This window comes from Arthrobacter sp. M2012083 (genome assembly GCF_000281065.1).
Lineage (GTDB): Bacteria > Actinomycetota > Actinomycetes > Actinomycetales > Micrococcaceae > Arthrobacter.
On the sequence record NZ_AKKK01000052.1, the window covers coordinates 1 to 17621 of the forward strand.

The following is a 17621-nucleotide window of genomic DNA, read 5'->3' on the forward strand; positions in this document are numbered from 1 at the left end:
GCGGGGGGGGGGGGGGGGGGAGCCACACCGTGGTCAGGGCAAAGGGCAGGACAGGCAGGCCCGCTTGGCGGGCAACGGTGACCACCACCGGGGTGAGGAGCACCGCCGTCGTATCCAGCGACAGGAACACCGTGCTCAAGGTGGCAAACGAGGCCAAAAGCAACCATAGGAGGATGCTGCGTCCACGCCCCCAACCGCGCAGATGACGGGCTATCCACTGGAAGGCGCCGGCCTCACTGACGAGTTCTGTCACCACGGTCATGGCAACCACAAAGCCAAGGATGGGTGCCACCCGGTCTACCAGCACCGCCACTTCCTGCCAGGGCAGGACACCCGTGGCCACGGTAATCCCACCAGCCACCAGGAGGACCAACCCAATGATCGCCAAACGCATGGAACGGATTCTAAGCCCGGGCCCTGTGTCCCTCCTCCGCGCCACGGGGGCAACGTGTCATCGGATCGTAAGCAATGGAGCACCCACAACGGTCCTGCGAAGCCTAGCCTTGGAGCATGAACTCACTGTGGAGCATGAACCGATTCCGGAGACTGGTCCGGGCCCACAGGATGCTTGCCGCCGTGGCAGGTTTGGCGATCCTTTCAGCCGTGGTGGTGGGGGCAGCGCTGTTCCAACCGTGGCGCCTCTTCACCAGCAGCAGCCTCAACGAAGCGCTGCCCGCTGCACCGTTTGCCGCGAGCTCGGGACCTGCCGACAAACCCGCGGCCCAAGGCTCACCACCGTCCACGGAGTCCGGACCCGCGGCGCCGATTCCTACATCGCCCGTCCCTGCAGCTCCGGTGATTCTTAGCTCGGGTTCTTTCCAATCCCAGGAGCATGAGACCACCGGCACGGCCCATCTGGTGAAACTCGCCGATGGTAGCCATCTTCTGCGGCTCGAGAATCTGGCCAGCAGCGACGGTCCCGACGTCAAAGTCTGGTTGAGCAGCCTGGAAGCCGGTGGCGACTGGTTCAAGTACCGTTCGGGGCGATATGTGGATCTGGGTGCGATCAAAGCCACGCACGGTAACCACAACTACGCCATCCCTGCCGGGACCGACGTCGCCGGACTGACGTCCGTGGTCCTATGGTGTGACCGCTTCAGCGTTGCGTTCGGATCGGCCCCACTCACCTGACGCGTTGTGAGGCCCGCTCTGCGCGCTTTGGGCGAGTCTTGGGGCGTAAAGCGGGCCTCGTAACGCCGGGGAAGGCTTACGGAGGACGTAGGATGTCATCATGACTTCGCCGCTTCCCCGTCGCATCGCCCGTGTTCGCCCCACCTCGCCGCACGCACCGGACGAGCAGTTCTTCGTAGCCAACGACGCCAGGGATTTCGACTCGGCCGCCGGAACCCAGTGGACCGTGGTGGTCTCCCCTTTCCCGGGATCGAGGGCGAACGCCAACAGCCCTGCCAGGGAGGGGTGGGGGCTTGGCGATGTGGTCAGCCAGGATTCGTTCGCTTTCCTGGCCCCCTCGGTGCCGGTCAACGTCTTGGGCATGGCCCACAACACCGGGCAGCCCGGCAGGGACCTGCCGCCCCAGGCCTTCCACAAAGCAGCATCGAGCGTCATTGGACCCGGCGAAGCAATCCAGCTGAGCTCCACCGTGGGTTACGTGGACCCGGAAGCTGAACTGACCGTCGTCGTCGCGCGTGCCGCGCGAGGTTTGACCCTGGAAACGGCGAGGTCGGCAATCCTTGGCTACACCATCGGCAATGATGTCTCCGCCCGAGACCTCCAGAAGACCGACGAACTCTGGATCAGCGCCAAAAGCCAGGACACGTTCACGCCCGTCGGCCCGTGGATAGTCACGGACCTGGATGCCTCGAACCTTGAAATTGGTATCGTCCACAACGGCCACGCCCTCAGGACCGCCGGCTCAGCTGATCTCGGCTGGAACGTGGCCGAGATCATGGTGTATCTGACCTCGTTCATGACCCTCCAACCCGGCGACCTTGTGCTCTCAGGGTTCCCCGCAGAGTGTGCGCGAATCCAACCCGGCGACACCGTGGTGTGCAGGGTGGAAGGAATCGGCGAGCTTCACAACCCCGTCACAGGTGCTTCCTGGGAGGACCTGCCCGCATAGTGTGTCAGGCTTAACCCCATGGAGATATCAGCGGAGGCCACTGACCTGCGCCCGTCTCCCCGTCACAAGCCACTACGCCAGCTTCATCGTGGCGTCCTGAAGTACCCGGTGGTCCGGCAAATGATCCGCTTCACCGGGGTTGGCGTCGTATGCACGGCGAGTTCCCTGGCCATCTATGCCTTGCTGCGTCCTTGGATTGATCCCCAACTGGCCAACGCTGTGGCCCTGATCCTGACGTCGCTGATGAACACGGCCCTGAACCGCAGGCTGACGTTCAAAATCACGGGCCACAGGAAGCGCACGCAAGATCACCTCAGTGGCGTGGTGGTCATTGCAATTGCGCTGATCATCACCGGGGGAAGCCTTGGCGTGCTGCATCTCCTCCGGCCCGAAGCCACTGTGGCCGAGGAGCTCTGGACCACTACATTGTCCGGGTTCGTGGCCACGGCCGTGCGGTTCACCCTGTTGCGGCACTGGATTTTCCGGCGAGCCAGGCACGTATAGCGAGCCCGGCCACCGGCTCTAGCCCGGCTGCGGTGCCGCCAGATTCCGAACACGTCCGACGGCGGTTTCCACGGCAACGGCTGCCTGTTCCAGTTCGGCGTTCGTGACAGTTGCCGTGAAGCTGAAACGCACCGCAGTCTGCGCCGTTTCAGGGGCGATGCCGACGGCAACCAGCACCGGCGAGGGCGCGTCCGATCCTGCCGCGCAGGCTGAGCCACTTGAACACACCACACCAAGCCGCTCAAGCTCCAGCAGTACCGACTCGCCGCTGGTGCCCGGGAAGCAGAAAGAAGCCACTGAAGGCAGCCGTTGGCTACGGTGACCGGTGAGCAAGGCATCCGGTACGGTGGCGAGGATCTGATCGATGAATTGATTCCGCAGAGCGGAAACCCGCGCAGCCTGTTCGGGTTGCTCAGCGTGGGAGAGCCTGAGCGCCGTGGACAGCGCCACGGCTCCGCCCACGTTCTCTGTGCCCGAGCGCCTTGCCCTCTCCTGGCCCCCACCATGAATCAGGGGTTCCATCCGCAGGCGGCCTTTGGTGAACAGGACTCCGGATCCCTTCGGCGCACCAAGTTTGTGTCCGGACATGCTCAGTGCATCCACGCCAAGTGCCTTGACGTCCAGCGGCAACCATCCGGCGGCTTGCACCGCATCAGTGTGGAAAGGCACGCCGTGCTCCCGCGATACCGCCGCCAAGGCAGCAATCGGTTGGACGGTTCCGATCTCGTTGTTCGCGTACATGATGCTGACCAAAGCGGTTTGGGGCCTTATCGTCGCCCGCAGGTCGTCGATCGATACCAAGCCTTCTCCATCCACCGGCAGCACATCCACGGCGAACCCGTGCACACGCTCCAGGTAGCGTGCCGACTCTTCCACCGCGGGATGCTCGATTGCGCTGATGACCACCCTGTTCAGCGAAGGGTCGCTCGCTTGGCGGGCCAGCGCAATGCCCTTAACAGCAAGATTGTCCGCTTCCGTGCCTCCGGAGGTGAAGGTCACTTCTCCGGCACGGCAGTTCAGGACCTTTGCGACGCCGGACCGGGCCTCTGCGAGCGCAGCTGCTGCCGCTTCGCCCAGGCTGTGATGGCTGGAGGGGTTGCCGAACTCTCCGCTCAGGTACGGCCACATGGCTTCGAGGGCCTCGCGGCGAACCGGAGTGGTGGCGGCGGCGTCAAGGAAGATCATGGCGGAATCGCCTTCAGTTCCGTGTGGCTTTGAGTTCGACGTCGAGGCCGAGGTCGAGGGCGGTCACGCTGTGGGTCAAGCCCCCGATGGAAATGACGTCCACGCCCGTTGAAGCGATTTCGGTGACAGTGTTGATGTTCACGTTGCCGCTGGCCTCCACGATAGCCCGCCCGTCCACCTGCTTGACTCCGGCCCGGAGTTCCTCAAGGGAGAAGTTGTCCAGCATGATGGTGTCCACACCGGCCGCCAGCACCGGTTCGATTTGCTCGGCCCTGTCCACTTCGACTTCGAAGTGCGTGGTGTGGCCAAGCTGGGCTTTGGCGGCAACCAGCAATTCGGTCAGCTTGGTTGGGTCGCCCCCGGTCATGACTGCCAGGTGGTTGTCCTTGGCCAGAACGGCATCGGAAAGGCTGTAGCGGTGGTTCGCTCCCCCACCGCAGCGCACCGCGTAACGTTCCAGAACGCGGAGTCCGGGCGTCGTCTTGCGGGTATCAGTGATCCGTGCACGCGTCCCTTCCACTAGCCTCACGAATTCCGCGGTCTTGGTGGCGATGGCACTCATCCGCTGTACAAGGTTCAGGCCGACTCTTTCGGCAAGCAGCACTGAGCGGGCCCTGCCACTGACCCGGGCGAGGTGGGTTCCGGCGTCGAACGCTTCACCGTCAGCGAGCAGCAGCTCAACCTGGGTGTCCGGGTCCACAAGCTTCATTGCGTCGCGGAAAACGGTACCGCCGCTAAAGACTCCGGGAACGCGCGCGTTCAGCACGGCGGTCGCCCTGGCGTCGGCGGGGATCAGCAGTTGCGAGGTGATATCGCCGCTGGGTGCGTCCTCCGCGAATGCCCGTTCCAGGATGTCCCGGACGGGGGCTGCGGGGAGGGTCAGGTTAGTCATGGACGAGGCTCGCTTTCCGGCTCATGGTGTATCGCATGTCAAAATCCTCGACGGCGGCTGGTTCGCTTACGCTGTCACTGCGGTAGTGTGCTCCCAGCGACTCCCGACGCTCCCGGGCCGCGTGGACGAGCAACTGTGCCGCCAACATCAGATTTGAATCCTCATGCTCCCGGACATCCAGGGAACCCGGAACATTCAACGGCCGGACATCCCGCGCCCAAGCAGCCAAAGAGACACCAGCCTCTCGGAGCAGGCCGCCATGACGCAAAACCCCGGCCTTTGCAGTCATCAACCGCCGCAAAGCCCCCCGCGAAAACACCCCCGCCTGCCCAAAGGACGCCTCACGGGCACCCGGCCCCGGCAAAGACTCAAACTCCCAGGAAACAGGATCCGTCAGGTCTTCGCCCAACTCATCCAGCGGCGCCGGAGGCCCCGACAGCGCCGTTGTCTCGTGAGCGCCCGAACCGGCCGCCGAGCTTGCGAGGCGATCGCCCGTACGAGGCGCGAGCGCAGGCGCCAAGGGGCCTGCGGCGTCGCGGTCAACAGCGAGGAACGCCTCAACAGCCCTGCGCCCGAACACCAGGCCCTCGAGCAGGGAGTTGCTGGCCAGCCGGTTGGCACCTTGCACACCGGTACAGGCAACCTCGCCCGCAGCGAGCAGCCCGGGAACAGAAGTCCGGCCGTGAAGGTCTGTGACCACGCCTCCCATCCAGTAGTGGGCCGCTGGTGCGACGGGAACAAGTTGCCGGGTCCAGTCAACGCCGGCCTGGCGCGTCCGTTTGCTGAGGGTGGGGAAACGCTTGGCCAGGAAGCCTTGGCCCCGCTGCTCTTCGATCACGGTGGCGTCGAGGAAGACGTGGCCGTTGGGGTCGCCGAGTTTTGCCAGGTGCAGGGCGATGCTGCGGGAGACGACGTCCCGTGGCGCGAGTTCTGCGTCAGGGTGGTAATCGGGCATGAACCGGAACCCGTTGGCATCGACCAGGATGGCCCCTTCGCCGCGCACTGCTTCAGAGATGAGCAGGGGGTCGTTGTTCCCTTCTGCTTCCCTGGCCTCCGCCGGGAGCACCATGCATGTTGGGTGGAACTGGAAGAACTCGAGGTCTGCAACTGCAGCTCCAACACGCCATGCGAGCGCCAAACCATCCGCTGTGGCAACCGCCGGGTTGGTGGTTTGCGCGAAAAGCTGCCCGGCTCCGCCCGTGGCGAGGAGGACGGAGTCGCCGTGGACGCCGAGGTGGCGTCCGTCATGGAGGAAATTTGCTCCCACCACCCTGCCACCCTGCGGTCCGCCCAACGAGAGCGACGTGACCTGGGCGTGCCCGATGACTTGGATCCTGCCCGCGGCTTGGAAATCCAGGACTGTCCTGATCAGCGCGGCCGCCACCCCGGCACCGGTGGCGTCGCCGCCGGCGTGCAGGATGCGCGGAGCTGAGTGGGCGGCTTCGAGACCCAAGGCGGGGTCGCCGTCGTCGTCGAGGTCGAACTGCACGCCGAACCGTCCCAGCCCCGCGATGTCCAACCGCGCCTCGGTGCACAACACCTGTACTGCTTCTTCGTCGCAGTGGCCTGCCCCTGCTGTGAGGGTGTCAGCGATGTGCGCAGCCACCGTGTCCCCGGGGGCCGGCTCGTCCAGTACTGCGGAGATCCCACCTTGGGCGTAGTAGGTGTTGCTGTCCGCGAGCGCACACTTGGTCAGCAGTACCACTTCCGCGCCGGCTTCCGCGGCGAGCAGCGCTGAGTACAGCCCTGCAATTCCGCTTCCGACGACGATCAGCCGCTTGGGGGCAGGCCCTCCAGCAACGTTCGCTGTAGTCATGTGAGGCTCGATTCGGCTAGTCCGGGGTGAAGTGCCTGATGGGGTGGGCCGACTGGCTTAGGCCGGCTTGGCGGCCAGCATGCGCTCCAGCGCAATCTTGGCGTTTTCCTGCACGGAGTCGTCCACCGTGATCCGGTTGACAATGCGTCCTTCCACGAGCTCCTCAAGGACCCAGGCGAGATAGCCAGGGTGGATGCGGTACATGGTGGAGCACGGGCAGATGACGGGATCGAGGCAGAAGATGGTGTGCTGCGGGTTTTCGGCGGCGAGCCTGTTCACCATGTTGATCTCGGTGCCGATAGCGAACGTGGTGGGTTCGGTTGCGGCAGCGATGGCCTTCTTGATGAAGTCGGTGGAACCGGCGGAGTCGGCGGCGTCCACTACCTCCATGGGGCACTCGGGGTGGACGATCACGTTGACGCCAGGGAAGTCCAGCCGGGCTTTTTCGATCTGGCCTACGTTGAAGCGCTTGTGGACTGAGCAGAAGCCGTGCCAGAGGATGACGCGGGAGTCCAGGAGCGCTTGTTCGTCGTTGCCGCCGAGTTCCTTGCGCGGGTTCCACATGGGCATCTGTTCCAGCGGGACGCCCAGTGCCTTGGCGGTGTTGCGGCCCAAGTGCTGATCGGGGAAGAACAGGACCCGCTGACCGCGCTCGAAAGCCCATTCCAGGACCACTTTGGCATTGGACGAGGTGCAGACGATCCCACCGTTGCGCCCACAGAACGCCTTGAGCGCAGCGGACGAGTTCATGTACGTGACGGGGATGACGGGTACACGCCCGGATGCGTCAGCCTCAGTGCCGAATATGTCCTCCAACTGCTCCCAGCATTCCTCAACGGAGTCTTCGTCTGCCATGTCCGCCATGGAGCAACCCGCAGCGAGGTTCGGCAGGATCACGGCCTGTTCAGGCGTTGAGAGGATGTCCGCGGTCTCGGCCATGAAGTGGACCCCGCAGAAGATAATTGCTTCGGCGTCCGGCTTGGTCAGTGCTGCGTTGGCGAGCTGGAACGAATCGCCGACGAAGTCCGCGTACTGGATGACTTCGTCTCGCTGGTAGAAGTGGCCCAAGATAACGGCGCGGTCCCCCAGCGTCGCTTTGGCGGCCCGGATGCGGGCGTCAAGTTCGGCGTCGGTGGCTTTCTTGTACTCTTCCGGCAGCTGGCCTTGGCGCGGCGTGGCTTTGGGCGCAACGTCGTCGCTTGAGGCGCCCGGGCCGTAGGCGGGCTCACCGGCGAGGGACTCGGCAAGATCGTACTCCCATGGGCCCCTGGCCAAGGCCGGGCTGCACGTGGACCCTGCGCGGGAGAGGCCTTTCTCGGCTTCTTCGCGAGTGATCAGCTGGACGGCAGTGTTGACGCTGCTCATGGTGTACTCCTGTTGTCTGGCCCGAGGCCGGGCGTGCCGGTGAAGCGGTAGAGGCGTGGTGGGCGGTGCTTTCCGCCTTGGAGGTATTCACCGGTTTCTTCGATTTCCGGTGTTGCCTTGATGTGCCTGCGGAAGTTAGCGGGATCCAGCTGGCGGTCCAGCACAGCTTCGTAGACTTCGCGGACTTGGGCGAGCGTGAAGAACTCTCCCAGCAGGTGGTACGCGATGGACCCGTAAGCCATCTTGTTGCGCAGCCGCCACAGGGCGTAGTCCACGATTGCGTTGTGGTCAAAGGCCAGCTCGCCGAGCCGGTCCGCCCGGAACCAGCGCACATTCTCGGATTCGTCGGCGAGGGCAGCTTCGGTGGGTTGAACCAAAGCCCAGTACACGATGGAGACGACCCGCTGTGTGGGTGACCTGTGGAGGCCTCCAAACGCGTAAAGCTGCTCAAGGTAGTGGGGCGCCAGGCCGGTGGTCTCGCGGAGGTTCCGCGAAGCCGCGTCCTGGAGCGATTCGTCGTGGGCCAACGGCCCGCCCGGGAGAGCCCACATGTCTTTATAGGGCTCGCGAATGCGGCGGACCAGCGGTAGCCACAGCGTGGGACGGCCGGACTTTTCACTGGGGCGGAGGGCGAATATCACCGTTGAAATAGCCAACGACGGCGGCGCGAGCCGCCTCTCGGCGACGTTTGCTGAGTTGGTGTTCACGGCGTTCACCTCGCTTCATCGCCGTCCCGAAATGCTCCCCGTAAAGCAGGAGCGTTAGTTAGAGTCATATTGACTAGAACTAATGGTACGGCTCACGCGGTGGTTAGCAAAATGCTTTACGTCACACCTGCTTCACGGCCGCCTCCATCAGCGGCAAAGTGCGGCCTTGGATGTGGCTGTTCAAGACGATGACCGACGAGCAGCGGACCACCGATTTGGTGGCGATCATGGCATCGAGCACGCGCTGCATATCCGGATTGGACCGCGCCGCGATCCTCACCATGAGGTCCGAGTTTCCCGTGACCGTGTGGACCTCGATAATCTCCGGGATGGCACTCAGGCTTTCGATGATGGCGTCGTGGCCTATCTCCTGCGTGATGGTCACCGAGCAGAACGCCACCACCGGAAAACCGAAATTGGCGGGATCAGGCTGTGGAACCCAGGAGCCAATAACCCCGTTCTCAATCATTCGGTCAATCCGGGACTGCACCGTTGCCCTCGCGACCCTGAGCACGCGGGAGGCCTCCAGCACTGAGGATCGCGGTGAATCAGTGAAGAAACGTACAATTTTTGCATCAAGCGCATCGACCAGCATCAAAGTTCCTGTCCCCGGGGATCCGTACCCATCACATCGCTAAAGCAAAAAGTGATGTATCTTACAAACTGCGAGAATTATTCCACGGCTCTTGCTGCGTCGTCGACGCCTGCGTGCCGAGCCCATGAGGCCAGTACGCCAAACCAGCATGTAATCCATAGAAGGTAGACACGTATGACAACGAAGTCCATCGCGGCTCCCGCCCCAACATCCGGCCTTGGCCATTCACTCAAACCGCGCCAGCTCACCATGATGGGGCTCGGAAGTGCGATCGGCGCGGGCCTCTTCCTCGGCTCAGGAGCGGGCGTCCAGGCCGCCGGTCCGGCAGTGCTTGTTTCCTACCTCGTCGCCGGGACGCTGATCATCCTGGTCATGTGGGCCCTCGGCGAGATGGCAGCTGCCAACCCGAACAGCGGCGCGTTCTCCGTGTATGCGGAGAAAGCCATGGGCAAGACCGCCGGAGGAACCATCGGCTGGCTGTGGTGGCTCCAGTTGGTGGTGGTCATTGCCGCCGAAGCCATCGGAGCAGCCGGACTGCTGTTCTCCATCTGGCCCGTCATTCCTGTCTGGGTCCTTGCGCTGGTCTTCATGGTGGTCTTCACGGGAATCAACCTTGTGGGCGTCCGCAACTTCGGCGAGTTCGAATTCTGGTTCGCCATCCTCAAGGTGGCCGCAATCGTCATCTTCCTGCTGATCGGCGCAGCCCTGCTGCTCGGTTGGCTGCCGAACGTCCCATCCCCCGGATTCTCAGCGTTTGGCGACTTCGCTCCCAACGGCATCGGTGGCATCGCCGCCGCCTTGTTCGTGGTGATCTTCGCATTCGGTGGAACCGAGATCGTCAGCGTTGCTGCTGCCGAAACCGAGAACCCTGCCCACAGCGTGGGGAAGGCCATCCGCACGGTGGTCTGGCGCATCCTGGTCTTCTACATCGGCTCCGTGTTTGTCATCGCGGCCGTTCTTCCCGTGGGTTCCGAGGGACTGAAGTCCCCGTTCGCCGGCGTGCTGGACCTTGCGGGGATCCCCGGCGCCGGTGCGGCCATCACCTTGGTGGCAGTCGTTGCCCTGCTCTCCGCCCTCAACGCCAATCTCTACGGCGCCTCCCGCATGATTTTCTCCCTCTCAGAGCGTGGGGAAGCTCCCCGCTTCCTGTCCCGCCTCAGCGGCTCAAAGGTTCCCGTTGCCGCCGTCGGAATTTCGGTTGCCTTCGGATTCATCGCAACGGTCCTTGAATTGCTGTTCCCGGAGAAGATCCTGCCCGCCTTGCTGAACCTCGTGGGCTCCACCTGCCTGGTGGTCTGGGGTACGGCACTGGTGTCGCAGTTCATCCTGCGCCGCAGGGCAGACCGGGACGGCACAGAGCTGCCGCTGCGCATGAAGGGATTCCCCTTCCTCACCATCGTCGGCCTCATCCTGCTGGGTCTGATCCTGGTGGTGGGCTTCGCCAACCCGGAAAGTGCCGGACAGCTGATCGGGACCTTCATTTTGATCCTGGTCATAGCGGCCGGCTGCTTCCTCAACGCCAAGTCCAAGGCCGCCAAACACTCCGCATCCGTCGAGTAACCAACTGTTTAGCATCACACAGAAGCCCTGCGCAGTTTGTATTGCGCAGGGCTTCTTTGTGTGCCCAAATTGTACAAAGTGTTTCGTTTGAACTGAGCTTATTGCGCACACCCCAATCCGGTGACTAGGGTCACAGCTATGACTACACATCCTGTGCTGGCCGCCGTCGATGATGACGCGGCCCCGCTCACCCACCGGCAGCTACGTGAGCTGTACGCCCTGATGGCAGCCGTCCGGCACCTGGACACGTCGGCTGTGGCCTGGCAGCGCCAAGGCATCATCCCGGGTTACGCACCCGAGCTCGGCCAGGAGGCCGCGCAGGTAGGCAGCGGCTACGCCGTTGACCGGACGAGGGACTTCGTCTTCCCCACCTACCGCGAAATGGGCGTTGCCCGGGCCATGGGCCTGGACATGGTGGGCTACATGTCCACCCACAAGGCAACGTGGCACGGCGGCATGTACAACCCGCTGGAATCCAGGTTCGCACCCATCCAGGCCGTGGTGGCAGGGTCAGTGCTGCACGCTGTGGGTTGGGCCCACGGCCAAACCCTGGCCGGCCACGCCAAGGGTGAAACAGGCGTAGCCATGACGTACTTCGGCGACGGAGCGTCCTCCCAGGGCGACGTCCACGAAGCCATGAACTTCGCCGCAGTCATGAAAGCCCCTGTGGTCTTCTTCATCCAGAACAACGGCTGGGCCATCTCCGTCCCCACGGAACGCCAGGTTGCCGGCGGCTCCGTCGCTGCGCGTGCTGCAGGTTACGGAATACCCTCCTTGCAGGTGGACGGCAATGACGTCGTGGCAGTCTACGAAGCAACTCGTTCGGCCTTCGCGCACTGCCGTGCGGGCAACGGACCCGTAGTCATCGAGGCCATGACCTACCGCCGGGGTCCGCACTCCACCGCGGACGATCCCGGCCGCTACCGCACGCTCGAGGAGGAACGCCTCGACGCCGGTGAGGACCCGCTGGAGCGGTTCAAGCAGCGACTCCTCGCCGAAGGAGTGGCCGACGAGGCCTTCTTCGCGGAGGCGCAGCGCTTGGCTGAAGAAGAGGAAGAAGCCGTCCGGGCAGGCATAGCGGACCTGGGTCCACGGCCCGGCGCCGAAATGTTCAGCCTGGTCTTCCAGGAACCAACACCTGCCCTTCAATCCCAGGCCACCGCCTGGCGCGAGGAGTCCGAACATGCCTAAGACCATCACCGACGCGTCCATGACGGACGACAGCACTGACACCGCTACAGCCGGCGTTCAGCAGATGTCCATGCAGCAAGCACTCAACCGTGCTCTGAACGAGATCCTGGCGGAAAACCCCAAGACCGTCATTTTTGGCGAGGACTGCGGACGGCTGGGCGGCGTCTTCCGCATCACCGACGGCCTCCAGGCAAAACACGGCGAGGAACGCGTCTTCGACACCCCGCTCGCCGAGTCCGGCATCCTCGGCATGTCCGTGGGCCTGGCAATGGCAGGCTTCCACCCCATCCCGGAAGTCCAGTTCGACGGTTTCGCCTACCCGGCCATCAACCAGATCGTCTGCCAAATCGCGCGGATGAACTACCGCAGCCGCGGCACCCTACCCATGCCCATCACACTGCGCGTGCCCAGCTTCGGCGGTATCCGCGCGCCGGAACACCACGGCGAGAGCCTGGAGGCGCTCTTCGCGCACGTGCCCGGGCTGAAGGTGGTCTCCCCCTCCAACCCGCACGACGCCTACCACCTGCTGAAGTACGCTGCCACCCGGCCTGACCCGGTGATCTTCATGGAGCCCAAGTCACGCTACTGGCAAAAGGGTCCGGTGGACGTCAGCAACGCTGCGCTCGGTGGGGCAGCCCACGACGGCGATACGTCCACCGGCGGCAGCCTCACCGGCGCCCGTGTGGCCAGGGAAGGCCGTCACCTCACACTCGTTGCCTGGGGTGCCATGGTCTCCCGTTGCCTGCAGGTTGCTGAGCTGGCGGCCGAGGACGGCATCGACGTAGAGGTCCTGGACCTGCGCTGGCTGAAACCGATAGACGCAGAAGCCTTGGCGAGGTCCGTCGGCAAAACGCGACGCGCCGTCGTCGTCCATGAAGCGCCGCTGACCTCAGGCCTGGGTGCGGAGGTGGCCCAACTCATCACGCAGAGCTGCTTCGCATCGCTCAAGGCGCCGGTTGAACGTGTGACCGGCTTCGACGTGCCCTACCCCTCCGGAGACCTGGAGGACGAGTACATCCCCAACATCGACCGCATCCTCTTTGGGATCCAACGCGTACTGGAGTACCGCCGTGGCTGAAATTTCCTTCCCGCTCCCCGACCTCGGTGAGGGCCTCATTGAGGCAACCGTGCTGGACTGGCTCGTGGAGCCCGGTCAGCAGGTGGAACGCAACCAGCCGATCGTGGAGCTCGAAACCACAAAATCGGCCCTCGAATTGCCGAGCCCACAGGCGGGTAAAGTGGTGCGTATTCACGGGGCGCCCGGTGACACCATCAACGTTGGCGAGCCGCTGATTGTGTTCGAGGTTCCGGACGACACCGCCGGGATCGTGGGCACTGTTCCGAAGGACGAAGCACCCAAGCGCCGGGTCCGCCTGAGCGCCGTACTCGATGAGGACTGACATGATGACCGGCAGGCACACCATGGAGCAGCACAGGCACACGGTAGAGGGCACGGATCCCGGGCTGTTCGTGGAAGTTCACGAGCCGGCCACCGACGCCGGCCTGCGCCCCGTCCTGCTGATTCACGGCTTCTCTTCCTCCACGAAACTGAACTGGGTGGACAGCGGATGGATCACCACGCTTCAGGATGCCGGCCGCCGGGTCATCACCGTTGACCTGCCGGGTCACGGCAGGAGCCACTCACCCGAGGACCTGGACTCGTACACACCCAGCCGCATCCGCGCTGACCTCCTCCAAATAGTGACCGACGCCGGCGCCCGGCCCTTGCGCGACGGCGACCCGTCCACGGGACTCGACGTCATCGGCTACTCATTGGGATCGCGGCTGGCTTGGGAATTTGGCGCCACCCAGCCGGACTTGGTTCACCGCATTGTCCTGGGTGGGCCGAGCTCGGCAGATCCGCTGGCAGCTTTCGACCTCGTTGCTGCCCAGCGGCACCTGGCAGACGGCACACCCATTGAAGATGCGTCCACCGCCGGGCTCCTGAAGATGGCCCAGATGCTTCCAAGCAACAACCTGTTCGCCATGCTGTCACTGATCGAGGCCATCAAGGGCGAGCCCTTTGATCCCGCGGAGGCCGCCCCACACATGCCTCTTTTGCTCGTAGCCGGAGAGAAGGACGAACGGGCGTCCACCATGCCTGAACTGGCCTCGATCGCCGGCAAGCGTGGAGGCATGGTGGAGACCCTGGTGATTCCGGGGCGCACGCATACCAATGTGATAACCAGCCGGGCATTCAAGGAAGCCGCCGTCGAATTCCTCGGGGTGTAGCTGTCAGCGGGCCAGCCGCTCAGCGCTAAGGCTCATGCGTTCCAGCACGCTGAGGGCCATCGCGTACTCGTCAATGCCGATGCCCATGGACAAGTCCTGACGCGCTTCTTCCACCACTCGTTGGGCCTCGTGGTATTTTTCCCGACCGCGTTCGCTCAGCGCCAGCCTATTATCGATCATGGTGATCATTCCCCGCCCCACGAGCGCCGCAAGTTCCCGCTCGCGCAGCCGGACATCGCCGCCCCAGAGCGGTTGCAGGACGTCCTCCAGCTGCTCCGGCAGAAGGGCACCATCCGAAAGAGTGCCCAGGGTGTGCCATTGGCGCTTAGTGAGCTTGATCCTGGCCAAGGAGGCGTCCAGCTGCAATTCCAACGCGGCGTCCAGCCTTTTGATCCAATATCCGATGGGCTTGTTCACAAGGCCATGCTTTCAGCGGGGACGCCACCGGGCAAGGTCTGGACGGTAGGCTTGGGAGTGCAACGAATTACGTGGAAGTGGAGCAGATGGGCATGCGTTTTAAGGACCGCGCGGAAGCCGGTCGACGCCTGGCTGAAGGACTCCCCCAGCTAAGGGAGCGGCCGGATACCATCGTCCTGGGCTTGGCCCGTGGCGGAGTCCCGGTAGCCGCGGCCGCAGCCGCAGAACTGTACTTGCCCTTTGGCGCCGTGCTGGTCCGCAAGCTGGGTATACCGGGGCGTGACGAGACCGCTTTCGGGGCATTGGCCTGGTCCCAGGGGGACGTCCTTCGGATCGTCAACAAGCCCTTGAAGGAGCTTGTCCTCGCCCACGGCATTTCCCAGTCCGCCTTGGATGCAGTGGAAGCGCATGAGCGTGCCGAACTCATCCGTCGTGCCAACCGCTACCCGGGTATCAGCCACGATCTCCGCGGAAAGACCGTGGTGCTGGCCGATGACGGCCTGGCTACGGGAGCCACCATGCGGGCAGCCGTGGAGGCGGTCCGGGCTGGCGGCGCCAGCACCGTCGTCGCCGCAGTACCGGTTGCATCGCTCGAAGCCTCGACGTCGCTTGGCCGGGTTTGCGACTTTGTGATGGCGTTGCACACTCCCGGAAAGTTCCATGCTGTTGGCGCCTTCTACGAGCGCTTCGAGCAGTTGTCCGACGACGACGTCGTAGGACAACTTGAAGCCGCAGAAGCCAGCGGCCGCAAGTAGCCGCCGTCGTCCAACCACGCGAAGAGCCTGCATCGACGCAAAGACGGGCGAGGCCCTCCTGGACCGCGCCCGTCTTTTTTGCTTTGTTGGAGCCTCTAGTGGTGGACGCTGTAACCCAAAGGCCGGCCGCGGGTTTCCTTGGCCAGGATCACGCCAATGGCAGAGATGACGCACAGCACCATGATGTAAATGCCCACTGAGCCGGACCACTTTGTGGTGTCCAGGAGTGCCTGGGCAATGAGCGGAGCGAAAGCACCGCCCAGAATTGCACCCAACGCATACCCGATGGAGATTCCCGAATAGCGGACCTGGGCCGGGAACATCTCCGCGTACATGGCGGACATCGGACCGTAGGACAGACCCAACCCAATGGTAAGGACGAACAATGCGGTTCCGTAGAGCACGATGTCCTTGGAATCGATCAGCACGAACATGGGAATCATCCAGGCAAAGACCAGGCCGTAGCCGATGAGGAAAGTCTTGACACGGCCTATCTTGTCCGACAACCAACCGCCCACCATAGTGAAGATGAGCCAGCCGAAGGAAGCGATGGTGGTGGCCAGCAAAACCTGGGGCGTGGGCATCTTCAACGTACGTGTGGCGTAGGAGATGAAGAAGGCAATCAACAGGTAGCCTGCGGCGTTGTTGGCGATGAAGATCAGCGCGGCCAAGACCACTTCCTTCTTGTTCTTACGGAACAATTCGCCCAGGGGTGCCTTGCTTTCAGCCTTTCGCTGGGCGATCTCCTTGAAGACAGGGCTTTCGCCAACTGCGCGTCGAATCAGGTAGCCCACCACAATGAGGACCACGGACAGCAGGAACGGAACGCGCCATCCCCAAGACGCGAAATCTTCCTTGGACATGCCCGACTGCAGCAGGAACAACAGTCCGGTGGCCAGGATCATGCCGATCGGAACACCGATCTGCGGGTAAGCACCGAAAAGTCCGCGCTTTTTGAGGGGCGCATGCTCCACAGCCATGAGTGCAGCACCACCCCATTCGCCGCCGGCCGAGAATCCTTGGGCAACGCGCAGGGTGATCAGCAGGACGGGGGCCCAGACGCCGATGGTGGCATAAGTGGGCAGCATCCCGATCAACGCGGTGGCAGCACCCATCATGACCAACGTCATAACGAGCACGGCCTTGCGGCCGAGGCGGTCACCGAGGTGCCCGGCCACGAAGGCTCCCAGAGGCCTGAACAAGAAGCTGATGCCGATGGTGGCGAACGACAGGAGCTGGGCGACTCCCGGGTTGGACTTCTCCAAAGGAGAAAGGAACAACGGCGCCAACAGCGTGGCCGTCAGTTGGGCAAAGATGAAGAAGTCGTACCACTCAATGGTGGTGCCCACCAGCGTCCCGGCCAGAACCCGGCGCTCTTCGCGCTTGGTGCTGGGCCCTGACGGTGAATCGACAGTGGAAGTTTCGGTCATTGGAACTCCATGGGGTGAGAGTGACTGGTCGGCACGTGACTTGCATTAACCGACAGAACGGTCAGTTAGGAAAGAATACTACAACCTGTGACTCAAAGCACAGACCCCTGTCGTGTCGGCCACCATAGAATGGTTCGCATGAATCCCCGCAGCGACGTCAAAGGTCCGCCGGAAACGGCAACGCAGGTTCCGCCGTCGCAAACGCTCTCCCGTGGAATCCGCGCGCTGGAAATTCTGGCCGCAGCTGAACGCCCCCTCAGCATTGCCGAACTCACGGAGGCCCTCGGCGTGCACCGGTCCGTGGCCTATCGAATTTTGCGGACGCTGGAGGACCACTCGTTGCTGGTGCGTGACGACTCCGGCCGTGTGCAGCCGGGCCCCGGACTGTCGGTCCTGGCCCGCGGAGTCTCGCGGAACCTGCAAACGGCAGCACTACCCGAGCTCACCCAGTTGGCGAACACACTTCACATGACTGCCTTCGTGGCGGTGTGGGACCACCAGGAATGCGTCAACCTGGTCACCGTTGAGCCTCGACACTCAGGTGCCGCCCTCGCCCAGCACCCGGGCAACCGCCACCCCATCGCCACCGGCGCTCCCGGGATCGCCATTCAATCAACCATGACGGAGGACCGCTGGCAGCAGGTGGGAGCAGGGAACCCCTACCGCGCCGAAGCGCACGAGGCCCGCCGCCTGGGCTACGCAACCAGCCACGACGAAGTCATCGCCGGACTGTCCTCCATCGCAGCCCCCATCCGGGTTCCGGGCGGCCGGCCGGCGGCGATCGCCGTCGTCTATATCCGACTGGACCAGGACGCCGACGCCGTGGGCAAGGCGCTGGCCGCAAGTGCAGCGCGGATCGAAAGCCAGCTCGCCTGAAACCTTCCCGCGAAAC

19 protein-coding genes are annotated in these 17621 nt (G+C 63.7%); 10 read left to right on the forward strand and 9 right to left on the reverse strand.

What is annotated here, in order from left to right; translation table 11 throughout:
• Window positions 1-394, reverse strand: a 394-nt coding sequence (locus A477_RS22490; RefSeq protein WP_286130201.1) for an SLC13 family permease, incomplete at its 3' end; no start/stop codon positions are given.
• Window positions 395-510: 116 nt separating this feature from the next.
• Between A477_RS22490 and A477_RS0118585 the strand changes: the two genes are divergently transcribed.
• From A477_RS0118585 to A477_RS0118595, 3 genes are all read left to right on the forward strand, one after another.
• Window positions 511-1131 (forward strand): DM13 domain-containing protein, encoded by a 621-nt coding sequence (locus tag A477_RS0118585; RefSeq protein ID WP_044569179.1) that lies wholly within the window; start codon window positions 511-513, stop codon window positions 1129-1131.
• A gap of 100 nt (window positions 1132-1231) precedes the next feature.
• On the forward strand, window positions 1232-2080 hold the full coding sequence (locus A477_RS0118590; RefSeq protein WP_017200396.1) for a fumarylacetoacetate hydrolase family protein: 849 nt from the start codon (window positions 1232-1234) through the stop codon (window positions 2078-2080).
• An 18-nt stretch (window positions 2081-2098) separates the two neighbouring features.
• Window positions 2099-2584: a GtrA family protein gene (locus A477_RS0118595; protein WP_017200397.1), complete on the forward strand. Its 486-nt coding sequence runs from the start codon at window positions 2099-2101 to the stop codon at window positions 2582-2584.
• Window positions 2585-2602: 18 nt separating this feature from the next.
• Here A477_RS0118595 and A477_RS0118600 read toward each other — a convergent pair whose 3' ends face one another.
• From A477_RS0118600 to A477_RS0118625, 6 genes are all read right to left on the reverse strand, one after another.
• Window positions 2603-3769 carry a cysteine desulfurase family protein gene (locus A477_RS0118600; RefSeq protein ID WP_017200398.1) on the reverse strand — a complete coding sequence of 389 codons (1167 nt, stop codon included), beginning with the start codon at window positions 3767-3769 and terminating at the stop codon, window positions 2603-2605.
• Window positions 3770-3782: 13 nt separating this feature from the next.
• Window positions 3783-4661 carry a carboxylating nicotinate-nucleotide diphosphorylase gene (nadC, locus tag A477_RS0118605; RefSeq protein WP_017200399.1) on the reverse strand — a complete coding sequence of 293 codons (879 nt, stop codon included), beginning with the start codon at window positions 4659-4661 and terminating at the stop codon, window positions 3783-3785.
• Entirely contained in the window at window positions 4654-6477 is a 1824-nt protein-coding gene (locus A477_RS0118610; protein WP_017200400.1) for an L-aspartate oxidase, read from the reverse strand. Before A477_RS0118610 ends, nadC begins: the two co-directional genes overlap by 8 nt.
• Before the next feature lie 57 nt (window positions 6478-6534).
• Entirely contained in the window at window positions 6535-7842 is a 1308-nt protein-coding gene (gene nadA, locus A477_RS0118615) for a quinolinate synthase NadA (protein WP_017200401.1), read from the reverse strand.
• A complete protein-coding gene (locus A477_RS0118620; RefSeq protein ID WP_017200402.1) occupies window positions 7839-8558 on the reverse strand; it encodes an NUDIX hydrolase in 720 nt (239 codons plus the stop codon). The genes nadA and A477_RS0118620 overlap by 4 nt, the downstream gene beginning before the upstream one ends.
• A 112-nt stretch (window positions 8559-8670) precedes the next feature.
• Window positions 8671-9144 (reverse strand): Lrp/AsnC family transcriptional regulator, encoded by a 474-nt coding sequence (locus A477_RS0118625; RefSeq protein WP_017200403.1) that lies wholly within the window; start codon window positions 9142-9144, stop codon window positions 8671-8673.
• 174 nt (window positions 9145-9318) lie between these two features.
• Here A477_RS0118625 and A477_RS0118630 point away from each other — a divergent pair, with 174 nt between their 5' ends.
• The 5 genes from A477_RS0118630 to A477_RS0118650 all read left to right on the forward strand — a co-directional run bounded on the left by A477_RS0118630 (window position 9319) and on the right by A477_RS0118650 (window position 14127).
• On the forward strand, window positions 9319-10704 hold the full coding sequence (locus tag A477_RS0118630; protein ID WP_017200404.1) for an amino acid permease: 1386 nt from the start codon (window positions 9319-9321) through the stop codon (window positions 10702-10704).
• Between the two features lie 138 nt (window positions 10705-10842).
• Window positions 10843-11895, forward strand: coding sequence for a thiamine pyrophosphate-dependent enzyme (locus A477_RS0118635; protein ID WP_044569181.1), 1053 nt, complete (start codon window positions 10843-10845; stop codon window positions 11893-11895).
• Window positions 11888-12973 (forward strand): alpha-ketoacid dehydrogenase subunit beta, encoded by a 1086-nt coding sequence (locus A477_RS0118640; protein ID WP_017200406.1) that lies wholly within the window; start codon window positions 11888-11890, stop codon window positions 12971-12973. Before A477_RS0118635 ends, A477_RS0118640 begins: the two co-directional genes overlap by 8 nt.
• Window positions 12966-13295: a biotin/lipoyl-containing protein gene (locus tag A477_RS0118645; protein WP_017200407.1), complete on the forward strand. Its 330-nt coding sequence runs from the start codon at window positions 12966-12968 to the stop codon at window positions 13293-13295. Before A477_RS0118640 ends, A477_RS0118645 begins: the two co-directional genes overlap by 8 nt.
• A 1-nt stretch (window position 13296) precedes the next feature.
• Window positions 13297-14127 (forward strand): alpha/beta fold hydrolase, encoded by an 831-nt coding sequence (locus tag A477_RS0118650; protein WP_017200408.1) that lies wholly within the window; start codon window positions 13297-13299, stop codon window positions 14125-14127.
• Window positions 14128-14130: 3 nt separating this feature from the next.
• On the opposite strand, the gene A477_RS0118655 is transcribed toward A477_RS0118650, so the two are convergent.
• On the reverse strand, window positions 14131-14544 hold the full coding sequence (locus A477_RS0118655) for a winged helix DNA-binding protein (RefSeq protein WP_017200409.1): 414 nt from the start codon (window positions 14542-14544) through the stop codon (window positions 14131-14133).
• 86 nt (window positions 14545-14630) lie between these two features.
• Here A477_RS0118655 and A477_RS0118660 point away from each other — a divergent pair, with 86 nt between their 5' ends.
• Window positions 14631-15299: a phosphoribosyltransferase gene (locus A477_RS0118660; protein WP_044569183.1), complete on the forward strand. Its 669-nt coding sequence runs from the start codon at window positions 14631-14633 to the stop codon at window positions 15297-15299.
• Window positions 15300-15394: 95 nt separating this feature from the next.
• Here A477_RS0118660 and A477_RS0118665 read toward each other — a convergent pair whose 3' ends face one another.
• Window positions 15395-16729 carry an MFS transporter gene (locus A477_RS0118665; protein ID WP_017200411.1) on the reverse strand — a complete coding sequence of 445 codons (1335 nt, stop codon included), beginning with the start codon at window positions 16727-16729 and terminating at the stop codon, window positions 15395-15397.
• A gap of 129 nt (window positions 16730-16858) precedes the next feature.
• Here A477_RS0118665 and A477_RS0118670 point away from each other — a divergent pair, with 129 nt between their 5' ends.
• Entirely contained in the window at window positions 16859-17605 is a 747-nt protein-coding gene (locus A477_RS0118670) for a helix-turn-helix domain-containing protein (protein ID WP_017200412.1), read from the forward strand.
• The last annotated feature ends 16 nt before the right edge of the window (window positions 17606-17621 follow it).